This is a genomic window from Demequina sp. NBRC 110056, from assembly GCF_002090155.1.
In the GTDB taxonomy this organism is placed as follows: domain Bacteria; phylum Actinomycetota; class Actinomycetes; order Actinomycetales; family Demequinaceae; genus Demequina.
Map to the genome: position 1 here is coordinate 95,852 of NZ_BBRM01000007.1, position 25,080 is coordinate 120,931.

General features: G+C 68.2%; 18 protein-coding genes and 1 tRNA gene. 11 read left to right on the top strand and 8 right to left on the bottom strand.

Annotated features, from left to right (window positions below; genetic code table 11):
- From B7K25_RS12000 to B7K25_RS12035, 8 genes are all read right to left on the bottom strand, one after another.
- Window positions 1–1,071 carry a polyprenyl synthetase family protein gene (locus B7K25_RS12000; RefSeq protein WP_234988262.1) on the bottom strand — a complete coding sequence of 357 codons (1,071 nt, stop codon included), beginning with the start codon at window positions 1,069–1,071 and terminating at the stop codon, window positions 1–3.
- A gap of 245 nt (window positions 1,072–1,316) precedes the next feature.
- Window positions 1,317–3,482, bottom strand: a complete 2,166-nt coding sequence (pknB, locus tag B7K25_RS12005; RefSeq protein ID WP_200807958.1) for a Stk1 family PASTA domain-containing Ser/Thr kinase — start codon at window positions 3,480–3,482, stop codon at window positions 1,317–1,319.
- Window positions 3,483–3,522: 40 nt separating this feature from the next.
- Window positions 3,523–4,530 (bottom strand): serine/threonine-protein kinase, encoded by a 1,008-nt coding sequence (locus tag B7K25_RS12010; protein ID WP_234988246.1) that lies wholly within the window; start codon window positions 4,528–4,530, stop codon window positions 3,523–3,525.
- On the bottom strand, window positions 4,527–5,993 hold the full coding sequence (locus tag B7K25_RS12015; protein ID WP_084106301.1) for a penicillin-binding protein 2: 1,467 nt from the start codon (window positions 5,991–5,993) through the stop codon (window positions 4,527–4,529). Before B7K25_RS12015 ends, B7K25_RS12010 begins: the two co-directional genes overlap by 4 nt.
- Window positions 5,990–7,339: an FtsW/RodA/SpoVE family cell cycle protein gene (locus B7K25_RS12020; RefSeq protein ID WP_084106302.1), complete on the bottom strand. Its 1,350-nt coding sequence runs from the start codon at window positions 7,337–7,339 to the stop codon at window positions 5,990–5,992. The genes B7K25_RS12015 and B7K25_RS12020 overlap by 4 nt, the downstream gene beginning before the upstream one ends.
- Window positions 7,340–8,545: a PP2C family serine/threonine-protein phosphatase gene (locus B7K25_RS12025; RefSeq protein ID WP_084106303.1), complete on the bottom strand. Its 1,206-nt coding sequence runs from the start codon at window positions 8,543–8,545 to the stop codon at window positions 7,340–7,342. It abuts the gene before it with no gap.
- 1 nt (window position 8,546) lies between these two features.
- Window positions 8,547–9,065, bottom strand: a complete 519-nt coding sequence (locus tag B7K25_RS12030; RefSeq protein WP_084106304.1) for an FHA domain-containing protein — start codon at window positions 9,063–9,065, stop codon at window positions 8,547–8,549.
- 4 nt (window positions 9,066–9,069) lie between these two features.
- Complete coding sequence (locus B7K25_RS12035) at window positions 9,070–9,777, bottom strand: DUF3662 and FHA domain-containing protein (protein ID WP_084106305.1); 708 nt, start codon at window positions 9,775–9,777, stop codon at window positions 9,070–9,072.
- 48 nt (window positions 9,778–9,825) lie between these two features.
- Here B7K25_RS12035 and B7K25_RS12040 point away from each other — a divergent pair.
- The 11 genes from B7K25_RS12040 to B7K25_RS12090 all read left to right on the top strand — a co-directional run bounded on the left by B7K25_RS12040 (window position 9,826) and on the right by B7K25_RS12090 (window position 25,073).
- Window positions 9,826–9,908: transfer RNA gene (locus tag B7K25_RS12040), tRNA-Leu, on the top strand.
- Window positions 9,909–10,376: 468 nt separating this feature from the next.
- Complete coding sequence (locus B7K25_RS12045) at window positions 10,377–11,876, top strand: ABC transporter substrate-binding protein (RefSeq protein WP_159450204.1); 1,500 nt, start codon at window positions 10,377–10,379, stop codon at window positions 11,874–11,876.
- Window positions 11,877–11,950: 74 nt separating this feature from the next.
- Window positions 11,951–12,895, top strand: coding sequence for an ABC transporter permease (locus tag B7K25_RS12050; RefSeq protein ID WP_084106307.1), 945 nt, complete (start codon window positions 11,951–11,953; stop codon window positions 12,893–12,895).
- On the top strand, window positions 12,892–14,688 hold the full coding sequence (locus tag B7K25_RS12055; protein WP_084106308.1) for a dipeptide/oligopeptide/nickel ABC transporter permease/ATP-binding protein: 1,797 nt from the start codon (window positions 12,892–12,894) through the stop codon (window positions 14,686–14,688). Before B7K25_RS12050 ends, B7K25_RS12055 begins: the two co-directional genes overlap by 4 nt.
- The gene (locus tag B7K25_RS12060; protein ID WP_084106309.1) at window positions 14,685–15,545 is read left to right on the top strand and encodes an ATP-binding cassette domain-containing protein; all 861 of its coding nucleotides are present in this window, start codon (window positions 14,685–14,687) and stop codon (window positions 15,543–15,545) included. The genes B7K25_RS12055 and B7K25_RS12060 overlap by 4 nt, the downstream gene beginning before the upstream one ends.
- 2 nt (window positions 15,546–15,547) lie before the next feature.
- Window positions 15,548–16,852 carry an MFS transporter gene (locus B7K25_RS12065; protein WP_084106310.1) on the top strand — a complete coding sequence of 435 codons (1,305 nt, stop codon included), beginning with the start codon at window positions 15,548–15,550 and terminating at the stop codon, window positions 16,850–16,852.
- 321 nt (window positions 16,853–17,173) lie between these two features.
- A complete protein-coding gene (locus B7K25_RS12070; RefSeq protein WP_084106311.1) occupies window positions 17,174–18,406 on the top strand; it encodes a glycoside hydrolase family 1 protein in 1,233 nt (410 codons plus the stop codon).
- Window position 18,407: 1 nt separating this feature from the next.
- Window positions 18,408–21,419: a glycoside hydrolase family 2 TIM barrel-domain containing protein gene (locus tag B7K25_RS12075; RefSeq protein ID WP_200807960.1), complete on the top strand. Its 3,012-nt coding sequence runs from the start codon at window positions 18,408–18,410 to the stop codon at window positions 21,417–21,419.
- A 29-nt stretch (window positions 21,420–21,448) separates the two neighbouring features.
- Window positions 21,449–23,251 (top strand): beta-glucuronidase, encoded by a 1,803-nt coding sequence (gene uidA, locus B7K25_RS12080; RefSeq protein ID WP_084106313.1) that lies wholly within the window; start codon window positions 21,449–21,451, stop codon window positions 23,249–23,251.
- 86 nt (window positions 23,252–23,337) lie between these two features.
- A complete protein-coding gene (locus B7K25_RS12085; RefSeq protein ID WP_084106314.1) occupies window positions 23,338–23,994 on the top strand; it encodes a TetR/AcrR family transcriptional regulator in 657 nt (218 codons plus the stop codon).
- Window positions 23,995–24,080: 86 nt separating this feature from the next.
- The gene (locus B7K25_RS12090; RefSeq protein WP_084106315.1) at window positions 24,081–25,073 is read left to right on the top strand and encodes an alpha/beta hydrolase; all 993 of its coding nucleotides are present in this window, start codon (window positions 24,081–24,083) and stop codon (window positions 25,071–25,073) included.
- The last annotated feature ends 7 nt before the right edge of the window (window positions 25,074–25,080 follow it).

The following is a 25,080-nucleotide window of genomic DNA, read 5'->3' on the forward strand; positions in this document are numbered from 1 at the left end:
TCATGACGCGCGGCCGTCCAGCGCGTCGACGAGGCCGAGCAGGTAGCCGCTGAGCGGCGCCGGGACACGCTCCCGCGCGATGCGGGAGGCCTGGCGGGCGTGCTGGCGCGCGATCGCGAGCACCCGTCCGCGGGCCCCGGTCTCCTCCAGAACCTCGCGCACCTGAGCGGCGCCGTCCTCATCGAGATCCTCGGACCCGACGTGGCGGTCGAGGACCTCGAGCTGCGCCGGCGACGCCGCGGCGTACGCCTGGCGCATGAGCTCCGTGCGCTTGCCGGCGCGCAGGTCGGACAGGTTCGACTTGCCCGTGACCTCGGGGTCGCCGAACACCCCGAGGTCGTCGTCGACCAGCTGGAAGCTGAGGCCGAGCGAGGTGCCGATCCGCTCGAGGTGGGTGATCATCGTCGGGTCCGCGCCCGCGATCGTCGCGCCCGCGAGCAGCGGCACCACGCACGAGTACGTGGCCGTCTTGAGCTCCGCGACCGTCAGCGGCTCGGCCTCGTCGACCGGGGTGATGTCGCCGCACATGTCGAGCAGCTCGCCGGCGATGGTGGCGCGGATCGCGCGCGTCACGAGCTCGAGGCACGCCAGCCGGTGGTGCGCGGGCAGGTGGGACCGGGCGATCATGTCGTAGGTGCTCGACAGCGCGAGGTCGCCGCTGAGAAGCGCGGCGGTGAGGACGTGGTCGTCCTCTCGCGCACCCGGCAGGCCGTGGCCCGAGAGCTCGGCCCGCCGCGAGCCCGCCACGTTGGGCCGGCCGCGCCGCACCTCGTCGTGGTCGAGGATGTCGTCGTGCACGAGCATCGCCGTGTGGAGCATCTCCATCGCCGCGGCGACGGGCACGATCGCGTCGGTGTCCTCGCCGCCAAGCCCGGTGTACGCCGCGAGGGTCAGCGCGGGGCGGAGGTTCTTGCCGCCCGTGAACTGCTCGCCGAGGCGGTGCCACAGGCGGGCGTACTCCTCGCCGGCCTGCGGCAGCGCGGTGGGCACGCCTTCGACGTGCGCGGTCAGGGCCGCCTCGACCAGGGCGAGGCGGGCGTCGACGGACGCCTGGAGGTCCTGGGGGGTCATCACCGGTGACATGGTGCCTCGGTCAACACGTCGCGAAGTCGTCGGCATTCCCGGCCGGCTTGGTCGCTGAAGTCCACGTGCGCATCGTCCCTCTCCCTGGTTCCGAGCGCGCTGGCTGCGCGCCCCTCACCCCTACTTCCGTCCGAGGGAGGGGTTTGGATGCACCCGTTCCGAAGAACTTCTCCGTGCACCCGCAGGTGCGCGGCTGAGCAGGCGCCGATGCGCGTGACGCCTGTCATCGAGCGTTACGGCGACGGGGCGACGGTGGGTTGCGGCTGCGGACCCTTCGACAGGACCAGCGTCACCTGGGTCCCCGGCGCCACCTGGGTGCCGCCGTTGGGGTTCTGCGAGATGACCGAGCCCGAGGGCACGTTGTCGTCGAACTGCTCCGCGCCGTAGGTGAAGGTCAGGCCCTGCGTGCCGAGCTGGCGCTCGGCCTCCGACTGGCCCAGCCCGGTGACGTCGGGGACGGCCACCGTGGACGGCGCCGTGGCGACCTCCATCTGCACCGTCGAGCGCTGCGGGACCTTGCCGGGGCTCGGGTTCTGGCTGAGCACCGTGCCGGCGGCGACCGAGTCGTCCTCCACATCGGTGAAGTCGGGGATGAGGCTGAGGTCAGCGAGGGCGGCGCGTGCGGCATCCTCGTCCATGCCGACGAGGTCCGGAAGCTCGACCTGGCCGCTCGACACGTACAGCACCACGGACGATCCGCCGGGAACCTCGGTGCCCTCCTCAGGGTCGGTCCGCGTGACGCGGTCGGCCTCGAAGTCGGGGTCGTCCTCGGTCTCGACGCGCGAGACGGTGAGGCCCGCGGCCTCGATGCGCTGGATCGCGGTCTCCTGCTCGAGGCTGCGCACGGAGGGCACCTCGACGGACTCGGGCCCGGCGGAGACGAACAGCGTCACGGTGGGCGGGCCGTCGGACGGTGCGGCGGCGGCCGCGCTCATGGCGAGCGCCATGGCCTCGCCCTCCTCGGTCCACGTGAGCTCCGTGCCGACCTCGGGGTCGGTGCGGGTCACGAGGCCCTCCTCTTGCTCCGTGCTGGCCTCCTGCTGGGTCTCGACGACGAAGCCCAGCTCCTCGAGGGCGGCTCGGGCCTCGGGCTCCTCCATCCCGACCACGTCGGGGATGGTGGCCGACTGGGTCTCGACCTCGTCCCCGCCGGAGTCGCGCATGAACAGCCACAGGATGAGGATGATGGCGAGCAGCGCGGCGACGCCGAGCGAGATCCACAGGATCATCTTGCGGCGGCGGGCGTCCTCGTCGTCCACGAGGTCGTGCTCGTCGGTGACGGTCACGGCCGAGGACTGGGGCGGCGGCACGGAGGCCGGCGCGTCGGAGCCGACGGCGGCCCAGGGGGCGCCAGCGGACGTCATCACCTGGGTCTCGCCTGTGACGGGCGCATCGGTCACCGGCATCGCCTGGGTGGGCTGGTCCACGAGGGGGTTCTCGCCGGTGTTGGCGCTCGCGGCGGCCGCGGCGGCGACGCCGGCCGCGCCCGCGCCGAAAGCCGCCGAGCCGACGGCGATCGCACCGGTCGAGGGGCTCAGCGGGGCGCCGCCCATGACCGCGCGCAGGTCGCCCAGGAACTCCTGTGCGGTCGCGTAGCGCTGGTTGCGGTCCTTGGCGAGCGAGCGCAGCACGACCTGGTCGAGCTGCGGCGGCACGTCGGACGCGAACGAGGACGGCTTGGGCGCCTCCTCGCGCACGTGCTGGTACGCGACGGAGACGGGGGAATCGCCCACGAACGGCGGGCGGCCGGTGAGCAGCTCGAACAGCAGGCAGCCCACGGAGTACAGGTCGGAGCGGGCATCGACGGTCTCGCCGCGGGCCTGCTCGGGGGACAGGTACTGCGCGGTGCCCACGACGGCCTGCGTCTGGGTCATGGTGTTGCCGGCGTCCGCGAGGGCGCGGGCGATGCCGAAGTCCATGACCTTGACGGCGCCCGTGGGGGTCAGCATGACGTTGGCGGGCTTGATGTCGCGGTGGACCAGGCCCGCGTGGTGGGCGTAGTCGAGCGCCGTGAGGACGCCCGTCGCGATCTCGATGGCCTCGTCGATGGGAGCGGCGACGTCGCCCTTGAGGATGTCGCGGACCGTGTGGCCCTCGACGTACTCCATGACGATGAACGGCACGGCCTGCGGCGCCCCGCTGGGGCTCGTCGAGGTCTCCTCGCCCGTGTCGTACACGGCGACGATCGCGGGGTGGTTCAGGCCTGCAGCCGCCTGCGCCTCGCGGCGGAAGCGGGTCTGGAAAGAGGGGTCGCGCGCGAGGTCGGCGCGCAGGATCTTGATGGCGACCGTGCGTCCCAGGCGCGTGTCGTAGCCGATGTGCACCTCGGCCATGCCGCCGCGGCCGATGAGCTCGCCGACCTCATAACGGCCGGCCAGGATCTTCGCGTCGTCAGTCATCAGTCCTTCAGTCTCCCCAGTTCTGGGCGGTCTTCGGTGGTCATTGTCCCACTGATCGTGCGGAGCGCCCGCGAGGCGGGGCATCCGGGCGTGGGCGGTACTCCTTGGGCGCGATGCTCGGTGGCATCGTGCGCCCGGGGCGTCCTCGGGTGCGGGTTCCCTCCGAGGGGGACGATGCGCTGGTCGGGTCGACCGTCGCAGCCGTGGGTGGGGTGAGGGGGGCGCCGGGTTCGCGCAGCCTCAGTGAGGTCAGGCGCTCGAGCAGCGCGGGCGCGGTGCGCGGCCGCTTGCGCGGGTTCTTCTCGAGCAGGTCCTCGATGAGCCGCGCGAGGTCGGGCGACACGGTCTGCGGCAGCGCCGGGACGGGCTCGTTGACGTGCGCGATCGCGATGTCGACCGCCGTCGCGGCGGTGAAGGGACGCTTGCCCACCACCGACTCGTACGCGATGATCCCGAGCGCGTAGAGGTCCGACGCGGGCGTCGCCGGCTTCCCGAGCGCGAGCTCCGGGGCGAGGTACTGGGCGGTGCCCATCACCATGCCCGTCTGGGTGAGGGTGGTCTGGTCCATCGAGCGCGAGACGCCGAAGTCGGTGATGCGCACCACGTCGCCCTCGGCGATCAGCAGGTTGCCCGGCTTGATGTCGCGGTGCATCACGCCGGCGTCATGTGCGGCGCTGAGGCCCCGCGTGGTGCCCACCATGATCCGCACGAGGCGGTCCTCGGCGAGGGTCCGCTCGCGCTCGATGACGGTGGACAGCGGCTCGCCCTCCACGAGCTCCATGACGAGATAGGCGGTGCCCTCCTGGTCGCCGTAGTCGAAGACCTGGGCGATGTTCTCGTGGGCGAGGCCGGCGGCGTTCTTCGCCTCGTTGCGGAAGCGCTTGAGGAACGTCTCGTTGGCCGCGGCGCCCTCCTTGAGGACCTTGACCGCGACGGGACGGTCGAGCTCGGAGTCGGTGCCGCGCCACACCTCGCCCATGCCGCCCACGGCGAGCAGGCTCGTGAGGACGTAGCGCCCGCCGAGGGTGGTGCCGGAGGAGATGCTCACAGGTCGCCCTCCGCATCGAGGCGCAGCGCCTCCTGCATGACGGCCTTCGCGATGGGCGCGGCGAGCGAGCCGCCCGTGGACCCGGTCTGGCCGGCGCTCTCCTCGACGATCACGGCGAGGGCGACGACGGGGTCCTCCGCTGGGGCGAAGGACACGAACCATGCGTGCGGCGGCGTGTCCCGCCCGGTCTCCGCGGTGCCCGTCTTGCCCGCGACCTCGACGCCGCTGATCGCCGCCGCGCGGCCCGAGCCGTTGCTCACCACCTCGACCATCATGTCCTGGAGGTCGTCGGAGTCCGCGCGCGTCATGGACTCCCGCATGACCTCGGGCTCGGTGGTGGAGATGACCTTGAGGTCGGGCGCGCGGACCGTGTCGACGAGGTAGGGGGTCATGAGCGTGCCGTCGTTGCCGATCGCCGCGGCGACCATCGCCATCTGCAGCGGCGTGGCGCGCACGTCGTACTGACCGATCGAGCTCATCGCGACCTGCGACTCGTTCGGGTCCTCGGGCAGGCGCGAGGCGGTCACCGGCAGCGGGATGTCGAGGGGCTCGCCCCAGCCGAAGGCCTCGGCCTTGCGCTCGAGCACACCCCAGCCCAGGGTCATGCCGAGGTCCGCGAAGGCCGTGTTGCAGCTGATGCGCAGCGCGTCCTGGAGGGACATGTGGCCGTCCGCCGCGCACGCCTCGCCGCCGTAGTTGCCGATGGTCGCGGTGGTTCCCGGCAGCTCGAGCTCCTGCGGCGCGTACAGCTGGGTGTCCGGCGTGTAGCCCGCCTCGAGCGCGGCCGCGGAGACCACGAGCTTGAACGTCGAGCCCGGCGGGTAGGTGTCGCCGCCGATGGCGCGGTTGATGAGCGGACCGTCCTCGCGCGCGAGGAGCTCCTCGTAGGCCGAGTTCACCTCGCCGGTGTCGTGGCTCGCGAGCACCGTCGGGTCGTACGTGGGGCTCGTGACCATCGCGAGGATCGCGCCCGTCTCTGGGTCGAGGGCGACGACGGCGCCGGCGCGGTCCCCGAGCTGCTCGGCGGCGACCTGTTGGAGCGAGCCCTTGAGCGTGGTCTCGACCGCGGCGCCCTGCTGCTGCTCGCCGGAGAACAGGTTGCCCAGCCGGGTCCAGAACAGCTCGTCGGCGTTGCCGCTGAGGAGCTCGTTCTCGGTCTGCTCGAGCCCCGAGCGGCCGTAGACGATCGAGTAGAAGCCGCTCGCGGAGGCGAACAGCGGGCCGTCGGCATAGGTGCGCTGGTAGTTGAAGCTGTCGTCGCTCGGGGTCGACCACACCACGGCCTCGCCGTCGACCACGATGGGGCCGCGGAAGTTGCCGTACTCGCGGTACAGGGTGCGCACGTTGCGCGGGTCCTGGTTGAGGTCGTCGGCGTTGATCACCTGGATCCACGACGCCGCGCCCATGAGGGCGAGGAACAGCAGCAGCACGATCACGGTCAGCCGGCGCGCGGGCTCGTTCATGGGCCCACCTCCTGCGAGGAGCGCCGCGCCTGGTCGGAGATGCGCAGGAGCAGGCCCACCACGATCCAGTTGGCGAGCATGCTCGAGCCGCCGTAGGCGAGCCAGGGGGTCGTCAGGCCGGTCAGCGGGATCACGCGGGTGACGCCGCCGACGACGATGAAGACCTGCAGGGCGAGGGCGAACCCCAGGCCGGCGGCGAGCAGCTTGCCGAAGCCGTCGCGCACGCCGATCGACATGCGGAACGCGCGCTGCACGATGATGAGGTAGAGCGCGAGGATCGCCATGAGACCGGTGAGGCCCAGCTCCTCTCCGAGCGACGCGATGATGAAGTCGGACTCCGCGTACGGCACGAGGTCGGGACGTCCCTCGCCCAGGCCGGTCCCGAACAGCCCGCCCGAGGCCATGCCGAACAGGCCGCCCACCAGCTGGTACGACGTGCCCGACGAGTACACCTCAGGGTCGAGGGCGTGCAGCCAGCCGTCGTAGCGCGCGCGCACGTGCGGGAAGATGACGCCCGCCGCGACGGCGCCCACCGCGAACAGGGCGAGCCCGGTGATCACCCACGAGATGCGCTGCGTCGCGACGTAGAGCATGCCGAGGAAGATCCCGAAGAACAGCAGCGAGGCGCCGAGGTCGCGCTCGTAGACCATCAGCAGCAGCGCCGCGGCCCACACCACGAGCAGCGGGCCCATGTCCCGCGGGCGCGGGAAGCGCAGCCCGAGGAACTTGGGCCCCGCCAGCGCCAGGGTGTCGCGGTTGGTGACGAGGTAGCCCGCGAAGAACACGACCATGGCGATCTTCGCGAACTCGCCCGGCTGGAGCGAGCGCCCCAGCACGGAGATCCAGATGCGGGCGCCGTTGATCTCGACGCCGAGGCCGGGGACCAGCGGCAGGAGGTACAGGACGAGGCCGACGATGCCCGCGGTGTAGGTGAAGCGGCGCAGCTTGCGGTGGTCGCGGATGATGAGGATCACGACCATCGCGAGCACCACGCCCGCGATGCTCCAGCCGATCTGCGCGGTGCCGAAGTCGGTGTCGCGCCCGCGGTACTGCGCGTACGCGAAGTCGATGCGACGGATCATCGCGAGCCCCACGCCGTTGAGCGCGAAGACCGCCGGCAGCAGCACCGGGTCTGCCTGGGGGGCGTAGCGACGCAGGATGATGTGGCACGCGACCATGAGCACCGCGGCTCCCAGCGCGTACCAGCCCAGCGTCGACAGCACCAGGAAGTCCGCGTGATAGTCGACCAGGGCGCGCGACAGGACGATGATCGACCACGCCACGGTGAGCAGGCCGAGCTCCGCTCGACGCCCTGCCCGGACCTCCAGCTCTGCGACGGTGGCCACTTAGGCGTCCGCCTCGAGCGCGTCGACCACGCTGTAGGCGTCCTCGAGGCTGCCCGCGCGGATCGTCGCGTCGATGCGCGACTGCTGGTACGGCGGGAGGCGGTCGAGCGGGACGTCGGTGCGCTCGATCAGCGTGTGCAGCTCGACGACGGGCAGCTCCTGAGGGATGCCGCGGAACACCGCGACGTTGCCGTCATCCTGGCCCACGTAGTACTGGTTCTGCGTCCACGCGTACGCGCCCCACGCGCCGCCTGCCACGACAAGCAGCGCGACCAGCGGCAGCACCCAGGGCCGAAGCCGGGGCCACAGGCGCTCCCATCGGGAGGGCTCCTCGTCGTCGTCGGCCTCGGCCGGGGCGGACAGGCGGGCGGCCTTCGCGGCTGCGCTGGTGCCGCCCGCGGAGGGGCGGTGACGGTCGCGTGCGGCGGCGCCCACGATCTGCGACGAGGTCGCGGGCCCCACCCCGTCGGGGGAGGCGTCGATGTCGACCACGTCGGCCACCACACAGGTGACGTTGTCGGGAGCCCCCGCGGCCAATGCCAGGGCGACGAGCGCATCGGCGCAATCGCCGGGGTCCTCGACCTCGCGGAGACTCTCGAGGAGGGTGTCGCGGCTGACGACGCCCGACAGTCCGTCGGAGCACAGCATCCACCGGTCGCCCGGGCGGGTCTCGCGCACCGAGATGTCGACGGGGACGTCGGCATCGACGTCCCCGAGCACGCGCAGCAGCATCGAGCGCTTAGGATGATGCTCGGCGTCGGCGGCGCTGATGCGGCCGGTGTCGACGAGGTGCTGGACGAACGAGTGGTCGGTGGTGACCTGGTCGAGCGAGCCGCCGCGCAGCAGGTAGGCGCGGGAGTCGCCGATGTGCGCCATCGACAGCGTCGAGCCCGCGCGCAGCAGCGCGGTCACCGTGGTGCCGAGGCCGGACAGCTCGGGGTCGTTCTGGGCGCGGCCGACGATGTCGGAGTGCGCCTCGGCGATCGCGGCCTTGAGCTCGTCGAGCGCCTCGTCGGGGCCGTGCGACTCGCCGTCGAGGGCGGCCAGCCGGCCCACCGCGATGGACGACGCGATGTCGCCGCCCGCGGCGCCGCCCATGCCGTCGGCGACCACCAGCAGGTGGGGCCCGGCGTACGCGGAGTCCTGGTTGTTGGCGCGGATCAGCCCCACGTCCGAGCGCGCGGCGAAGTGGAATCCCAGGAACACGTCAGCCCCTCAGCTCGACGGTCGTGGCTCCGAGGCGCAGTTTGTCGCCTCGCTTGAACGGCATCGGGTCGTCCACCCGCTGGTTGTCGAGGAAGGTGCCGTTCGTGGAGCCGAGGTCCTCGACCTTCCAGCCGCCGTCCTCCGGGAAGATGCGGCAGTGCTTGGCGGAGCAGTAGTCGTCGTCGATGACGAGCGTGCACGTGGGCGACCGGCCGACCAGGATGGGTGCGCTGCCCAGCGGGATCGTGGTGCCCTTGAGCGTGCCGGTGGTGACGGCCAGGTGCGCGGCCGCCTCGTCGCGCGTCGAGATCGAGCCGGTGCGGATGCCGGTCGCGGAGCGCGACGGCGCGGCCACCTTGTCGGTGCGGCCCTCGGACTTGCGCGCCTGCCGGCCCTTGCCGCGCGTCGTGACGCGCGTGCCGTACAGGTCGGCGCGCAGCACCCCGATCGCGGCGAGCACGAGCGCCCACAGCAGGATGAGGAACCCGAACCGCAGCAGGGTGATCGAGATCTCGCTCATGCGGTTACAGGTCCTCGTCCACCGGGAGGCCGTCCCAGTACATGATCGCGGTGCGGCCCACCTGGACGGCGTTGCCGTCCACGAGGGTGACCTCGGTGATGCGCTGGCCCTCGACGAGGGTGCCGTTGGTGGAGCCCAGGTCCGTGAGGATGGTGCCCTGCTCGGTGACCTCGAAGCGGCAGTGCTGGCGGGACACGCCCGTGTCGTCCACGACGATGTCCGCCTCGGAGCCGCGGCCGATGACCGTCATCTCGCCGGTGAGGTAGTAGCGCTCGCCGTCGATGTCGAGCAGCGGGTAGCGGGAGTTGTGGTCCTGGCTGGTCACGGGCGCCACGGGCCCGCGCGTGGACTTGCTGCGCACCGCGAGGCGGCCGGTCGACAGCGACTCGTCGAGCTTGAACTCGACCTTCACGCCGCCCACGAACGAGTAGCGCTGCCGCTCGGCGTGGTCGCGCAGGGCGTCCTCGAGCTCGCGCGCCAGCACGTCCGCACCCCACTGCTCGATGCTCTCGTGGTCCGTGGTGCTCAGGGACACGGAGTACTCATTGGGCACGACGGTGCGCGACCGGTCGACAGCGGCCGCTCGCGCGTCGCACTCCCGCCTGACCGCGCCCGCGATCTCGACCGGCTTCACGCCTGACTTGAAGGTCTTGGCGAACGCGCCTTGCATCACGTTCTCCACGCCCTTCTCGAACCGATCGAGGACTCCCATACCCGGAATCGTAACGGCCCTGTCTCTCGTGCTAAAGTTGCCCGGCGCGCGCGAGTGGCGGAACGGCAGACGCGCTGGCTTCAGGTGCCAGTGTCCGAAAGGGCGTGGGGGTTCAAATCCCCCCTCGCGCACAAAGAGCGAAGGCCCCCTTCCAGGTGACTGGGAGGGGGCCTTTCGCGTGCACGGGACTTCTCGGCGCCGCAGCAGCTCACCAGCCCCGGTCCTCGCACCCACCACGATGGGGACGTGAACGCGCGGCGTGGAAGCGCGCGCGAGCCCCGCCGGCTTTCAACCGGTTGCTCGCCGTCGGCGCCTCGTGACCAAATCGTTACTCGCGGAAGCGCAAAAGCGGCTTGGCAAGCGGTTGGCAAAACACTCGATCGTCAGTTACTCTCGCTGAGTCAGGCCACGTGCTGTGTGGGTTCGACCGATCGCGAGGACCATTGTGATCCTTACGAGGTCGGCCACTTCACGGCGACAGAGACTGTGTGGCTTGATCCGGCATCGATCAGACAAAGGAGTTACGAATGCGGATCAACTCATCGCCAGCCCGGCGCGTACGCGCCGGAGTTGTTGCAGTCGCCGCGGCAGCCGTTCTTGTGACGAGCGCTTGCTCGGGTGCATCCGACGACGCAGAGGCCAACGGCTCGACCGAGCCGGAGGCAACGTCCGACGCACCGACGACGCTGACCGTTGCTGTCTCCCGACAGCCACAGGGATTCGACACCATCAACCTCTCGAACGGTACCGACGCGCTCGTGTGGTCGGCGATCTATGACCGCCTCATCGTGCCCGGCGACGACGGACTGCCCGTTCCGGCGGCCGCTGAGTCGTGGGAGTACTCGGAGGACGGCCTCGTCCTCACGCTCCACCTGCGCGACGGCATGACGTTCTCCAACGGCGACCCGGTCGTCGCCGCCGACTACAAGGCCACGCTCGACCTGCTCATCTCGACCGCGGGACCGCTGTCGGGCGAGGTGGGCTCCGTGTCGTCCGTCGAGGCACCCGACGACTCGACGATCGTCATCAACTTCTCGCAGCCGGACGCGTCGTTCCTCGACAGCCTGAGCAAGGCGATCGGTGCCATTGCGAACGACACGACGATCGCTAACGAAGACGCGCCCACCAACCCGGTCGGCTCGGGCGCCTACACGCTTGACCCCGATGCCACCGTCGCCGGGTCTCAGTACGTTCTCAACAAGCGCGAGGACTACTGGAACGCCGACGCGTACCCGTTCGAGACGGTCACCGTCAAGGTCATCGCAGACTCGACCGCGCTGGAGAATGCACTCAAGTCCGGTGAGATCAACGTCGGGGACGTCATCTCCGGCACCCTCGACGAGTCGTCCGGGATCACGGCTACCGAGGTTCCGGGTGCGGGACTCCAGAACCTCAAGATCCTCGATCGCGAGGGCACGATCGTCCCCGCTCTCGCGGATGTCCGCGTTCGCCAGGCGATCAACTACGCCATCAACCGTGACGCGATCGTCGAGGGCGTCTCCCAGGGGCGTGGAGAGCCGGTTGCGCAGATCGCGTTCCCTGACACCAGCGTCTACGTCGAGGAGCTCAACGACACCTACCCGTACGACCTCGAGAAGGCGAAGGAGCTGATGGCCGAGGCTGGTTACGCGGATGGCTTCGCGGTGACCATGCCGAGCATCATCTACTCGCAGACCCTTGACCCGGTCGTGGGACAGGCGCTCGCTGACATCGGCATCACCGTCACGTGGGACTCGATCCCGGCTCAGAACACCGGCCAGGCGATCCTCTCCGCCCAGTACCCGATGGCGATCTGGCCCGACGGCTACGCCGGCCCGGCGCGACTCTTCGGCAACCAGTACACCGAGAACGCCTTCCAGAACCCGTTCCACACCACGGACGACGAGCTGACCGCACTGCTCAACGACCTGGCCACGACGGTCGATCCCGAGGCGCAGATCCCCCTTGCCAAGGAGGTCAACGCGTGGGTCGTCGAGAATGCCTGGGACGCGCCCATCCTGAACTCGAGCCGCCTCATCGGTGTGCACGAGGGCTACGCGTACACAGGCACGACCACCAACAGCTTCCCCTCCGTCGCCCTCTACGGGGTGGCTGAGTAGCCTGTTGAAATCGGGGGTGGGAGCGCCCACGGGCGCTCCCACCCCGGAATCACCACAAGCCGAGGCCTCTCACCATGCTCCTGTACTCCGCGCGCCGACTCCTTGCCGGCTTCGTGCTGTTCGTCATCGTCGCGTTCATCACGTACTGGCTCCTGAGCTTCTCGTTCGACAGCGTCATCGCTGCTCGACTGGGCGCAAGTGCCACCCCCGAGACCATCGCCGAAGTGCGAGCGGACTATGGACTCGACCGCCCAGTGGTGGTCCAGTACGTCGACTGGCTCGCTGGCGTGTTCCAGGGGGACCTCGGCCGGTCGTTCTATACCCAAGAGCCGGTGATCGACGCGATTCCGCCGCGCCTGTTCGTCACGCTCTCCATCGTGGTGCCGGCGCTCATCATCGCGACCATCATCGCGGTGTTCCTCGGCACCTTCGCCGCCTCGCGAGGCGGCGGTGCTGACAAGGCTGCGCAGGGCGTCATGCTCTTCGGCTACCTGGTCCCGAACCTCCTCATCGCGATCCTCCTCACGGTGGTGCTCGCGATCAATCTGGGATGGCTGCCCGCCACCGGATACGTCAGGTTCGGCGACGATCCAGCGGGTTGGCTCAAGTCGATCACCATCCCGGTCATCGCCCTGTTCATCGGCGGGGCAGCGAACATCGCCAACCAGGTGCGCGGAACGATGATCGACGAGCTCCGCAAGGATTACGTTCGCACGCTCCGCACGCGCGGCGTCTCAGCTCGGACTGTTGTGTACAAGCACGCACTGCGCAATGCTGCCGGGCCCGCGCTGACGGTGTTCGGGCTCACCTTCATCAACATGTTCGGCGGCGCGCTGATCATCGAACAGGTCTTCGCCTTGCCTGGCTTCGGAACCTTCAGCTTCAACAGTGCGCTCCAAGGAGACTTCCCCGTTCTCATGGGTCTGACCGTGTTCGGTGTCGGAATGACGGTGACCATCAACCTGCTGACTGACCTTGCCAACGGCTGGCTCAACCCGAAGGCGAGGATCTACGCATGACCGCCATTCCTAGCGACAGCACCTCGGTGGTGCCGTCGGAGACTGATGCCGAGACCCGCAAGGGCGCAATCGCGCGCCTGGTGCGCGATCCCCAGGCGGTGATCACGGGCTCGATCTTGATCCTCATGATCATCGCGGGCTTGCTGGCGAACGTGATCGCCCAGCACGATCCGAACGAGGCGAACCTCTACGTCGTCAACGCACCTCCGGGAACCGAGGGATACCCGCTCGGCGCCGATCAGGCAGGGCGGGACATTCTCGCAAGGCTTCTCCACTCGATCAATACTGCGGTGGTCTCCGCCCTCATCGGCGCGAGCGTCGCGCTGGTCATCGGCACTGCCTTCGGTCTGGTGGGCGGCTACTTCGCGCGGCTCCGCAGCATGACCGAGTGGACATTCACGCTGATCATGACGTTCCCGGGCATCCTTCTGCTGATCCTCCTCATGCCGCTGACCGGCGGAGACTACCGCGCGACGATGCTGATCTTCGGCGTGCTCTTGTCACCCGGGATCTACCGCATCGTGCGCAACATGACCGTCGGCGTGAGCCGTGAGCTCTACGTTGACGCGGCGAAGGTTTCGGGAGTGACGAGCTCGAGGATCCTTCGCCGCCACGTGCTTTCGGTGGTGCGGGGACCCATCGTCATCGCCACCGCCTTCCTCTGCGGCACGGCGATCTCGACTCAAGCAGGACTTGCCTTCCTCGGAGTCGGGTCACTGAGCATCCCCTCCTTTGGAGCGATGATCTCCGAGGGCTTCCGCAACATCGGCCTCGCGCCGACCCAGTACTTGTGGCCCGCGCTCACCCTGGGCGTCATGAACGCGTGCATCGTCCTCTTTGGCAATGCACTCCGCGACACGCTCCAGGGGGCGCAGCCCAAGCCGCAGAAGATCTCTGTCGCGCACCTCGCGGAAGGCTTCGAGGCAGAGTCTGGACCGAACGCTGCTCCGGCGCTGCTGTCGATCCGAGACCTCGGCATCGCCTACCCGTCGCCGTCGGGAGAGCTGAACGAAGTTGTCCGCGGAGTATCGCTCGACCTCAAGCCCGGTGAGACTGTTGGACTCGTCGGCGAATCGGGATCGGGCAAGACCCAGACTGCCTTCGGCGTGCTCGGCGTCCTTCCGAACGAAGCGATCGTGACGCGCGGCTCGGTGCGCGTCGACGGGACCGAGATTCTCGGCGCCCCGGAGTCAACGCTCCGCAAGCTCCGAGGGGACGTCATCGCCTACGTGCCCCAGGAGCCGATGTCCAATCTCGACCCGGTGTACACGGTGGGGAGCCAACTCGTCGAGGGCATCCGTGTCGCCACCGGCGTCTCGAAGCGCGAGGCGAAGGTACGGGCTCTTGAGCTGCTCGAGAGAGTCGGCATCCCCGACCCGCAGCGGACCTTCAAGTCCTACCCCCATGAGATCTCGGGCGGAATGGCTCAGCGAGTGCTGATCGCGGGAGCGGTTGCGACCGAGCCGAAGATCCTCATCGCCGATGAGCCGACGACCGCGCTCGACGTGACCGTGCAGGCAGACATCCTCGACCTGCTGCGGGACCTGCAGCAGGAGATGGGGATGGGGATCATCCTGGTGACGCACAACTTCGGAGTCGTGGCAGACATCTGCAGTCGCATCTGCGTCATGAAGGAGGGCGAGGTCGTCGAGTCCGGCGAGGCCGTTGACGTCTTCGCGGACCCGCAGCACGAGTACACGTCGATGCTTCTCAACGCGATCCTTGACGAGGACACCGTTCGAACCGATCCGCCCGTCGCCGTGGGCCAGACGTCTGGAGGAGCCTCACGATGACCACTCCACTTCTCGAAGGGCGAGACCTCAAGGTCTCGTATCCCGTGCGTGGCTTCCGCAGGAAGCCGATCGAGATCGTCCACGGGGTCGATTTCTCCGTCGCCCCAGGCGAGACTCTTGGCATCGTCGGCGAATCCGGCTCGGGCAAGACGACCATCGGACGCGCCATCCTCGGGCTCGCGCTCGTGACCGGCGGCTCCGTCACCTTCGATGGTCGGGACATCAGCCACCTCGGGGGCGCAGCACGGCGTGCGCTTGCCAAGGACATTCAGGTCGTCTTCCAGGACCCTTACAGCTCCCTCAACCCGTCGCTGACGATCGGTGCGACGCTCGCGGAGCCACTGATCGTCCAGGGCTGGAGCAAGGAGGCCGCGACCAAGCGGGTTCTGGAGCTTCTCGACCGCGTCGGTCTTCCCAAGAACGCTGCGGCGCGCTTGCCGCGCGAGTTCTCCGGTGGACAGCGCCAGCGCGTCGCGATCGCCCGTGCGCTCGCCCCCGAGCCTCGACTCATCGTCTGCGACGAGCCGGTGTCGGCTCTCGACCTCTCGACGCAGGCGAAGGTCATGGAGCTTCTGCTCGATATCCAGCGAGACATGGGCGTCGCCTACCTGTTCGTCTCGCACGACCTTGCGGTGGTGCGGCACATCTCTCACCGCGTCGGCGTCGTCTACGACGGCGAGATCGTCGAGCAGGGGCCCGTGCGCGAGGTGACCGAGCAGCCGGAGCATCCCTATACGCAACGGCTGTTGCTTGCGGCCCCGATCGCGGACCCGCTCCTTCAGGAGAAGCGGCGCGCGGAGCGCGCGCGCCTGCGCCAAGTGCAGCACAACCAGGACGTGCAGGCCGGCGCGGCGTAGGGATGAGCGCGATCGGCGCGGGAGAACCCGGCAGACTCGTCGGTCCAGAGCTCCTCCCGGAGGTCGGCGGTGAGGGCCCGCGCCTGGCCTCTCGGGATCGGCTGTCCCGCCGGGAGGTGATCCTTGTGGTACTCGCCACGTTCGGCACCGGCATGGCGCTCATCACCCCGTTGGTCTTCACCCTGCCACTTCTCGTCGCAGCGATCGATCCGAGTCGGACGCACCTGGTCGGTGTCGTCGTCGGTGTCGGCGCCGCGTTCTCTGTTCTCGCAGCACCCCTTGCTGGATCGCTGTCTGACTCGTCACGACTGCGATGGGGCCGTCGCCGTCCCTTCGCTGTCATCGGCGCCCTCATCGGAATCGTGTCGATCCCGTTGATGGCCCTCGCGCCCAACCTGGCAATGTTGACCGGGGGATGGGTTCTCTCGAGCATCGGTTGGGGCACGGCGGGCGCGTCGGTGATGAACCTGGTGGCAGATCGCGCCGCCCCCCAGCAGCGCGGGCGGGTCTCGGGCGTCAGCGCGGCAGCGATGCAGATCGCGGCTGTCGCGGGCGTGATGCTCGCGAACACGGCGGGCAGCAACACCGCGCTGATGGTGGTGCTCCCCGCGCTGGGAGGGCTCCTGGGCGTGGGGGCCTTCATGTGCGTGTCGGATCCGACCTCGGTGGGCGCCATCGCCCTCACCTGGCGACGGCTGTTCGCGAGCTTCGTGTTCTCGCCGCGACAGTATCCGGACTTTGCTTGGCTCTGGCTCGGTCGGTTCGTCTTCTTCTCAGCGATCTCGCTCACCACGGCGTACACCACGCTCTTCTACGCGCAGCGGCTGGAGATCGAACTCACGAGCATTGCGAGCATCGTCGCCGTGACGAGCGGCGTTGGCGTCATCGCGGCCGCCGCTGGAGCTCCGCTCGGTGGCCTCCTCGCCGACAAGTGGGGCCGAAAGCCTCTCATCGGCTCAGCCATCGCGATGTTCTCGGCCGGGTCGCTCGTGCTCGCCGGTGCGCATTCGCTCGAGGCGATCGTGGTTGGTTCGCTGATCAATCAACTGGGTCTCGCGGCAGCCGGCGCCGCCATGCAGGCATTGCTCCTCGACGTCCTGCCAAACGGTGGTGCTGAGGCGGGGCGCTACCTCGGAGTCGCCGCGTTCTCGCAGAAGCTTCCGCAGGCCGGCGCGCCGCTCGTCGCTGCTGGCCTCCTCTCCGTCCAAGGAGGCGAGAGTGGGTACGGGACGCTGTTTGTCGCAGCGGCCGTTCTCGCCGTTCTCGGCGGCGCGTGCATGGTCTTCAAGGTCAGGGTTCACGCCTGACGGCTGCGAGGAGGGGCGCCGTCTCAGCGCGAGCGCAAGCGTGAGGATTCGGGCGACTGGCGGGCCGCCGCGGGCCTCAGCGGGGCCTCCTTCCGCCTCTTTTGGCAACCGATTGACAAGTGTCGGGTCCAGTGATTGAATCGACGTGGCTTTCCACCCCGCGGGCGCGACCATACGGCCGCTTTCTGCCGGGGGTGGGTTCCACGACCTGCGGTGCGCTGCGGCAGTCGCGTCCAATGCCGGACTGGGGCTTCGGGCGCACGCGGCAACCACCGTCCGATCGAACCGATGTGCGCTGGAGCGCACCGACAGGGAGTCACGATGTCAGCGGTCTTTCCTCCTCAGTTCCTCTGGGGTGCCTCGACGGCGCCTCACCAGATCGAGGGCAACAACGTCAACAGCGACTTCTGGGCAAACGAAGGACGCCACCCCGGGATGGAGCGCAGCGGCGATGCGTGCGACAGCTACCATCGGTTCGCCGAGGACATGCAACTGCTTGCCGAAGCCGGCTTCAATAGCTACCGCTTCGGAATCGAGTGGGCTCGTATCGAGCCGGTGCGAGGCACCTTCTCAAATGCTGAGCTGGCGCACTACAGGCGGATGATCGACACCGCTAAGGAGCTAGGGCTCGAACCGGTGGTCACGCTCCAGCACTTCACGACACCCCGGTGGTTCGCGGAGGATGGTGGCTGGCTCGCAGCGGACGCGCCGGAGGTCTTCGGCGCATACGTCGAACGGGCGTGCTCAATCCTCGGTGACGTGAACTGGGTCGCCACGATCAACGAGCCGAACATGCTGGCCATGATGGCTTCGATGGCCCAGCTCATGGCATCGGCGCAGGCTTCGGATTGGCAGAGCCCCACAGTCGAGCGAACCGCGGAGAACGACGAGGAGGCTGCCCCGTCGCGCCCGTCCGTGCTGCCGGATCCGGATCCCGAGATTGGCCGCCGGCTCATCGCCGCACATGAGGTAGCACGAGACGCCGTGCGCCGCCTCACCTCGGCGAAGGTGGGTTGGACCGTAGCGAACGGCGCCTTGGTGGCGCGGCCCGGATGCGACGACGTGTTGGAGCGTGTTCAGCACGTGCGTGAGGACATGTACCTGGAAGCGTCACGAGGCGACGACTTCGTTGGCGTCCAGTCCTACTCGAGCCAATGGGTGGGCCCTGACGGCGTCGAGCCGCACCCTCCGCACCCCGACAACACCCTCGTCAACACGGCGTACCGCCCAGACGCACTCTCGATCGCCGTGCGCCACACCGCAGCGGTGACAGGCGGTACCCCGATTCTCGTGACCGAGAACGGGATCGCTGTCAGCGATGATCGGCGCCGCATCGCGTACACGTCCGAGGCACTCGAGGGCCTCGCTGAGACGATGCGCGACGGCGTCGACGTGCGTGGCTACCTTCACTGGTCGCTCCTCGACAACTTCGAGTGGGGCCACTGGGAGCCTACGTTTGGACTCATTGCCGTGGACCGCGAGACGTTTGTGCGTACGCCAAAGCCGAGCCTGGAGTGGCTTGGCCAGGTAGCGCGCACCGGCCAGGTCGGCTGACGTGGCCAGCACGCTACCGTTCCCGGTTGAGGCGTTCGTGCCCGTGAAGCGGGAGCCTATGCACTCCGTCCGGCGTGAGGGCTCGGTGAGTCTGGATGGCGCGTGGGACTTTCAGCTCCTCAGCCACCCAGCACAGGAATGGGGCGAGTGGGGCACGACCGAAGTGCCGAGCCTGTGGACCATGCAGCAGCCGGCGGATCCGCCCCACTACACCAACGTCCCCATGCCCTTCGATGAGGTGCCCCCCACTGTGCCGGAGCGCAATCCGACGGGGCTCTACCGCCGGAGCTTCCGCGCAGAGCGCCGCGATGGCCGTCGACTGATCCTGCAGGTCGGTGGTGCGGAGAGTGTGCTCCACGCCTTGGTGAACGGAAACCTCGTAGGCTCAAGCACCGACTCTCACCTCGCAGCCGAGTTCGACATCACGGACGCGCTTGTCGACGGCTTGAACGAGCTCGTGCTCGTCGTCGTCAAGTTCAGCGCGGAGAGCTACCTCGAGGACCAGGACCACTGGTGGCACGGCGGCATCAGCCGTTCTGTCTCGCTGATCGACGTCCCCGAGGTGCGGCTGGCCGACGTCGACATCACAGCCGACTGGGATCACACGACGGCGCGTGGCAGCCTCTCGGTCAGGGTTGCCACGCACGGATTGGCGCACCTCCGCGAAAGCGGCTGGGAAGTTGAGGTCGAGGCGCTCGACGAGAGCGCCGTCGTACCGGTCGCTGCGCGGCAGGACGCGCAGACGCTGCCGCGTGGAGTTGATGACCGCTCTGTGCGCCCTGAACCGCGGTTCCCCCCCGACATGATGGACATCCTCAGCATCTACGCCGCTGGCGGTGAGGTGCCCGAGTCCGCCATGCCGATGATTCGCGCCTTCGGGCAGACGGCGCAGCATGACGCCAAGGCGGGTGAGGCTGCCTATCATCGCGCAGACGTGCAGGTTCAGCCGTGGACTGCCGAGACGCCGCACCTCGAGCGTGTCGACGTGCGCCTGCGAGCGCCATCCGGAGTCGTCGTCGACACGGCCACCTACCGTGTGGGCTTCCGACGGGTCGAGGTCGTGGGCCGCGACCTTCTGGTCAACGGCCGACGTCCGTGGATCCAGGGCGTCAACCGGCACGACTTCGATCCGCGTACCGGGCGCGTCTGCACCCGCGAGAGCATGCTTGCCGAGCTCACCTTGATGAAGCGCCATCACATCAACGCGGTCAGGACATCGCACTACCCGAACGACCCTGTGTTCCTTGACCTGTGTGACGAGATCGGCATGTACGTCGTTGACGAGGCCGATATCGAGGGCCACGCATTCGCCGGTCAGATCGCAGACGACCCGCGCTACCTCACGCGCATGATTGACCGGTTCTCACGGATGCTCATTCGCGATCGGAACCACCCGTCAGTCATCACGTGGTCCCTCGGCAACGAGACCGGCCATGGCGTTGCGCACGACACGATGGCCGCGTGGTCGCGCGCTGTCGATGCAACGCGACCCGTGCAGTACGAGGGTGGAATCTCCATGGACTGGCATGCGAACCATGGCTCGACCGACATCGTGTGTCCGATGTATCCGTCGTTCCCATCCCTTGAGCTTTGGGCGGCCGATCCTCGTGCGGATCGGCCGATGATCCTGTGCGAGTACGCCTACTCTCAGGGGAATTCGACCGGCGGCCTCAGCCGCTATTGGGACCTCTTCGAGTCGCAGCCGGGCCTCCAGGGAGGATTCATCTGGGAGTGGCGCGATCACTCGCTCGACCCCGACGGCGACGGCCGCTACCGCTATGGAGGCGACTTCGGCGACGTGCCGAATGACGGAGCAGTGTTGAACAACGGCATCGTCCTTCCCGACCTCACGCCCAAGCCCGCGCTGCTCGAGGCAGCTGGAATCTTCAGCCCGCTTCGGCTCGAGTCGTCGGCGCGTGAAATCCTCACTGGCACAGTGACGGTGCGCAATCGTGGGACTTTCCTGCCGTTGTCGTCGTACTGTGCCGAGGTCACCGTCGAGACGAGGTCAGGTTCAGTCGCGACCGTCCCTCTCGAACTACCCCCGGTCGACCCCGGTGAGACAGGCCTCGTGGAGCTGCCCGAGTCGGTGCGGGACGCCTTGGGTGGGGCCGATGCGCTTGCACTGTCCGTGCGACTCGTCACCAAGGAGGACTCGCTCTGGGCGCCGGCGGGGACGGCGCTCGCCGCCAACCAGGTGCTACTCGACCTGTCGCCACAGGTGTTGCCCACGGACGCAGCTGGGGTGCCGGACCTCGTCGACGGCGCGCTCGTCCATCCCTTGCTCCGCAGCTCGCCCGAGCTCTGCCTGTGGAGGGCTCTCACGGAGAACGAGCGCTCCTTCTCGATGGATCGGCGCTTCGTGCGCACCGGATTCCACGAGTTGACGTTGTCCGAGACGGATGTTCGCACCGATGCCGATGCGGTGATTGTCACCAAGACCTACCTCACTGCTTGGAATGAGCCCGTGACGCATGAGCGGCGCGTGCTGCAGGTCGGGGACGGGGACTACGTCCTCACGGAGCGCGTGGCCCTTCCCGAGGGTCAGACAGACGGTGTCCGCGTCGGCATCGAGTTCGAGCTCATCGAGGGCTTCGAGGAGGTGGAGTTCGTCGGGCTCGGTCCATGGGAGAACTACCCGGACCGCGAAGCGTCCGCTCTCCTCGGATCCTGGCAGGTTGCTATCGACGAGTTCGCACCGCCGTACATCGTCCCGCAGGAGTCCGGCAGCCGTGGCGGCGTGCTGGAAGCGCGCATCTCCGGGTCCGCGGGCACGGTGGGGACGCAGCATGCGCAGGCCCTGCACCTCAACGTCGCGCGACGAACCATCGCTGACCTTGAGGCGCACGACCACTGGTGGGAAGTGCCGACTCGCGACACAGCGATCGTTCACCTCGACATCGCGCAGCGCGGCGTAGGAACCTCTCGCCTCGGTCCCGACGCCGATCCGGCCACCCGCCTCGACAAGGACAGCTACGCCTGGACCTGGCGTCTCCAGCTCGGTACACGCTGAACGGCGTACTCTCAACGATAAGGAGCAGCATGCTCAAGCCAGTAGCCACCGCCACCCGTGAGGCCATCAAACTCGATGGGCTCTGGGATTTCGACATCGCACGCGCAGACGTCGAACGACCCTGGACCGGCCCGCTCAGTTCAGGGCTCGAGGCAGCAGTGCCCGCGAGCTACAACGACCAGTTCATCGACCCCACCATTCGGGACCACGTGGGATGGGTGTGGTACCAGCGGGACGTTCGGGTCCCGCGGGGCTGGGATGGAGAGCGCATCCTCATACGTGTCGACGCCGCTACCCACGAAGGTGCCGTCTACGTGGACGACGACTTCGTCGGCGGCCACGTGGGCGGATACCTGCCATTCGCTGTCGACGTCACGGACAAGGTGGAGGCGGGCGGCACGTTTCGACTCACGATCGGCGTCAACAACGAGCTCACCAACGAGACCATTCCGCCCGGCACCGTGTCGGTCGACATGCTTGGCAGGCGCAAGCAGACGTACCTCCACGACTTCTACAACTACGCGGGACTTGCGCGTTCCGTCTGGCTTGTGAGCCTTCCGCAGGTCAGCATCACGGACGTCACCGTCACGACTGACGTCGTCGACGGCGAGGGCCGAGTGGAGTACCGCGTGGACACGAGCGGTGACGCTGCAGTCCGCGTTCGCATCGTCGATGCGGATGGCGCCGACGTGGGCGCCGCGACTGGCGCCGAGGGCGTGGTCGTCATCGACGACGTCAACCTGTGGCAGCCCGGAGCGGCGTATCTCTACACCCTGCAGGTGGAGGCAGTGGTGGGCGACTCTGTCGTTGACGCCTATCCCCAGACCTTCGGTGTGCGCACCGTAGAGGTGCGAGGGAGCGAGTTCCTCATCAATGGCGAGCCGTTCTACTTCACCGGCTTCGGCAAGCACGAGGACACCGCAATCCGCGGCAAGGGCCACGACGACGCGTACCTCGTTCATGACTTCCAGCTGCTCGACTGGATCGGCGCGAACTCCTTCCGCACCTCGCACTACCCGTACGCGGAGGAAGTCATCGACTTCGCCGATAGGCATGGCATCGTCGTGATTGACGAGACGGCGGCGGTGGGACTGAATCTTGGGGTCGCCTCTGGTCTCACCGGAGAGCCCAATCGACCGACGTTCTCCGCCGAGACCTGCAACGACGTCACGCAGGCCGCGCACGCGCAGCACATCCGCGAGCTGGTTGGTCGCGACAAGAACCATCCGTCGGTCGTGATGTGGTGCATCGCGAACGAGCCGGCCTCGAACGAGGACGGCGCGCTCGAGTACTTCGAGCCTCTCGTCGAGCTCACGCGTAGCCTCGACCCGACGCGACCGGTCTGCTACGCCGCAGTGATGTTCGCGCAGCCGGACAACGATCGCATCGCACAGCTCTTCGATGTTCTCTGCCTCAACCGCTACTACGGCTGGTATGTCGCGGTGGGTGATCTACAGCTCGCCGAGGTCTACCTGGCCGGGGAGATGGGCAAGTGGGCGGAGAAGTATGACAAGCCGATGATGATGACCGAGTACGGTGCTGACACGTTGGCTGGTGTCAATTCTGTGTGGGAGGCTCCATGGTCCGAGGAGTATCAGCGCGCGTATCTTGAGATGAACCATCGGGTCTTCGACAGCATCCCGCAGTTCGTCGGCGAGCAGATCTGGAACTTCGCGGACTTCCAGACCTCGAATGGCATCCACCGCGTGGATGGCAACAAGAAGGGCGTCTTCACCCGCGACCGCCGACCCAAGGCTGTTGCGCACGACCTCCGGCGACGGTGGTCTGGCCTGGGAGGGGCGAAGCCTTCGCGAGCAGAGCCAACATCGTAGGGCTGGCGGAGCCCTGGCTGCGGCGAACGCCGTGGCGAGGCCACCGTCGCTCGGGTCTGACGTGCGCTCGGTGAGATGATCACCACATGATTGCTGGCACTGGCCTTGCGCAATTGCGCACAAGCGGGGGGCATCACGGCTCGGATCCGCGGCGCCGAAGCGTGATGGACCGCCTCCTTGAGCTGTTCGTGGAGGAGGGCTTCTCCACATTGACGACGGAGGAGATGTGCCGGAGACTGCGCTGCTCCAAGTCGACCCTCTACCTGGTCGCAGGGAGTCGCGAGCAGATCGTGATCGCTATCGTGCGTCACTTCTACGCGCGGATGAGCGCACGCATCCGTGAGGCAGTCGAGGCGGAACCCGATCGGGCGCGGAGGCTGGCTCGATACTTGGTCGCGGTAGGTGAGGCGGTTGACGGCACCTCGATCGCGTTCTTCGTTGACCTGGTGAGCTATGCGCCAGTCGCAAGCGCTCACGCTGAAGGACAGCGGGACGCCGCTGCCTACGTCGAGGAGCTCGTGCACGACGCAGTTGGGTCCGGCGCGATACGCATCGTGGACGCCACCCTCGTCGCGCAAGTCCTCGCGAACCTCATCGCGGGGGTGCAGGTGGGCGACATCGGCAAGGGCGCGCGGCGCACTCCAGTCGAGGTGCTTGCCGATCTCGGCGACTTACTGCTGGCCGGACTCGCCCCAGACACCCCAGAACGGTCGGCTGGCCAGAGTGCTGACGCGGCCCGGTAGTACGATTTATAGTACGATCATATCGTTCAGCGTACTCTCGGCGAAGCGACCAGGGAGGGCGCCCATCTGATGGAGGCGAGCACACCGTGGCCGAAGCGCGCGAGATCCCGATACCGAGCACCATCAGCCCGGAGGCTCAAGCGGTCCTCGCCGCGGCCGCTGCTCGACCTCTGAAGCCAGAGCCGGCGTACGACGACGACGCTGGGTGGCGCGAGCACGCAGCGCTCGCGCAGGTCACCGATGAAGGCACGGTCATGGGTCTCGCTCTCGCGACGACCGGTGCAGTGATCGACGGCACGCCGACCACTCGAGCCCAGAGTGCGTCCGTCGACGGCGCTCGCTACTTCACGGCAGAACCAGATGCGCGTCGCGAGGGCGATCAGCGCGTGTTCTTCGCCATCCACGGTGGCGGATTCACCTTCGGCGGAGGCGAGTCCGCGAGGGCATCGACGTCACTGCTCGCCGGCAACTTTGGCGTTCGGACCTGGGGCATGGATTACCGAGAGCTCCCCGACCATCCGTTTCCTGCCGGTCTCGACGATTGCATGACGGTCTATCGCGAGTTGCTCAAGTCGACCGATCCCTCGGCGATCGCGATTGGCGGGCAATCGGGTGGTGCCAATCTCTCTGCAGCCATGTTGCTTCGCATCCGCGACGAGGGCCTGCCGATGCCAGCGGCAGCGGCACTCCTGTCACCGCCCCTGGACCTGACGTCTTCCGGCGATACGTACGCGACCAACGGATTCACCATCCCGGCGGGCGGCATCACGAACATGGCGCGACGCTACGCCGGCGGGCACGACCTGACGCATCCGTATGTGTCACCGCTGTTTGGAGATTACACGGCAGACTTCCCGCCGACGATCCTCACGGCAGGAACACGTGACTTTCTGCTCTCTGACACCGTGCGGCTCCATCGCAAGATGCTCGCCGCCGGCGTCCGCGCCGAACTCCACGTCTGGGAGGGCGCCCCGCACGGCTTGTTCATGGGCCGGGCTCCCGAGGACCGTGACCAGGTGCGTCAGGTCAGGACCTTCCTCGAACGGGCGTGGTCCGAGGCGGGGCACCCTGTGCCGTAGCACACGA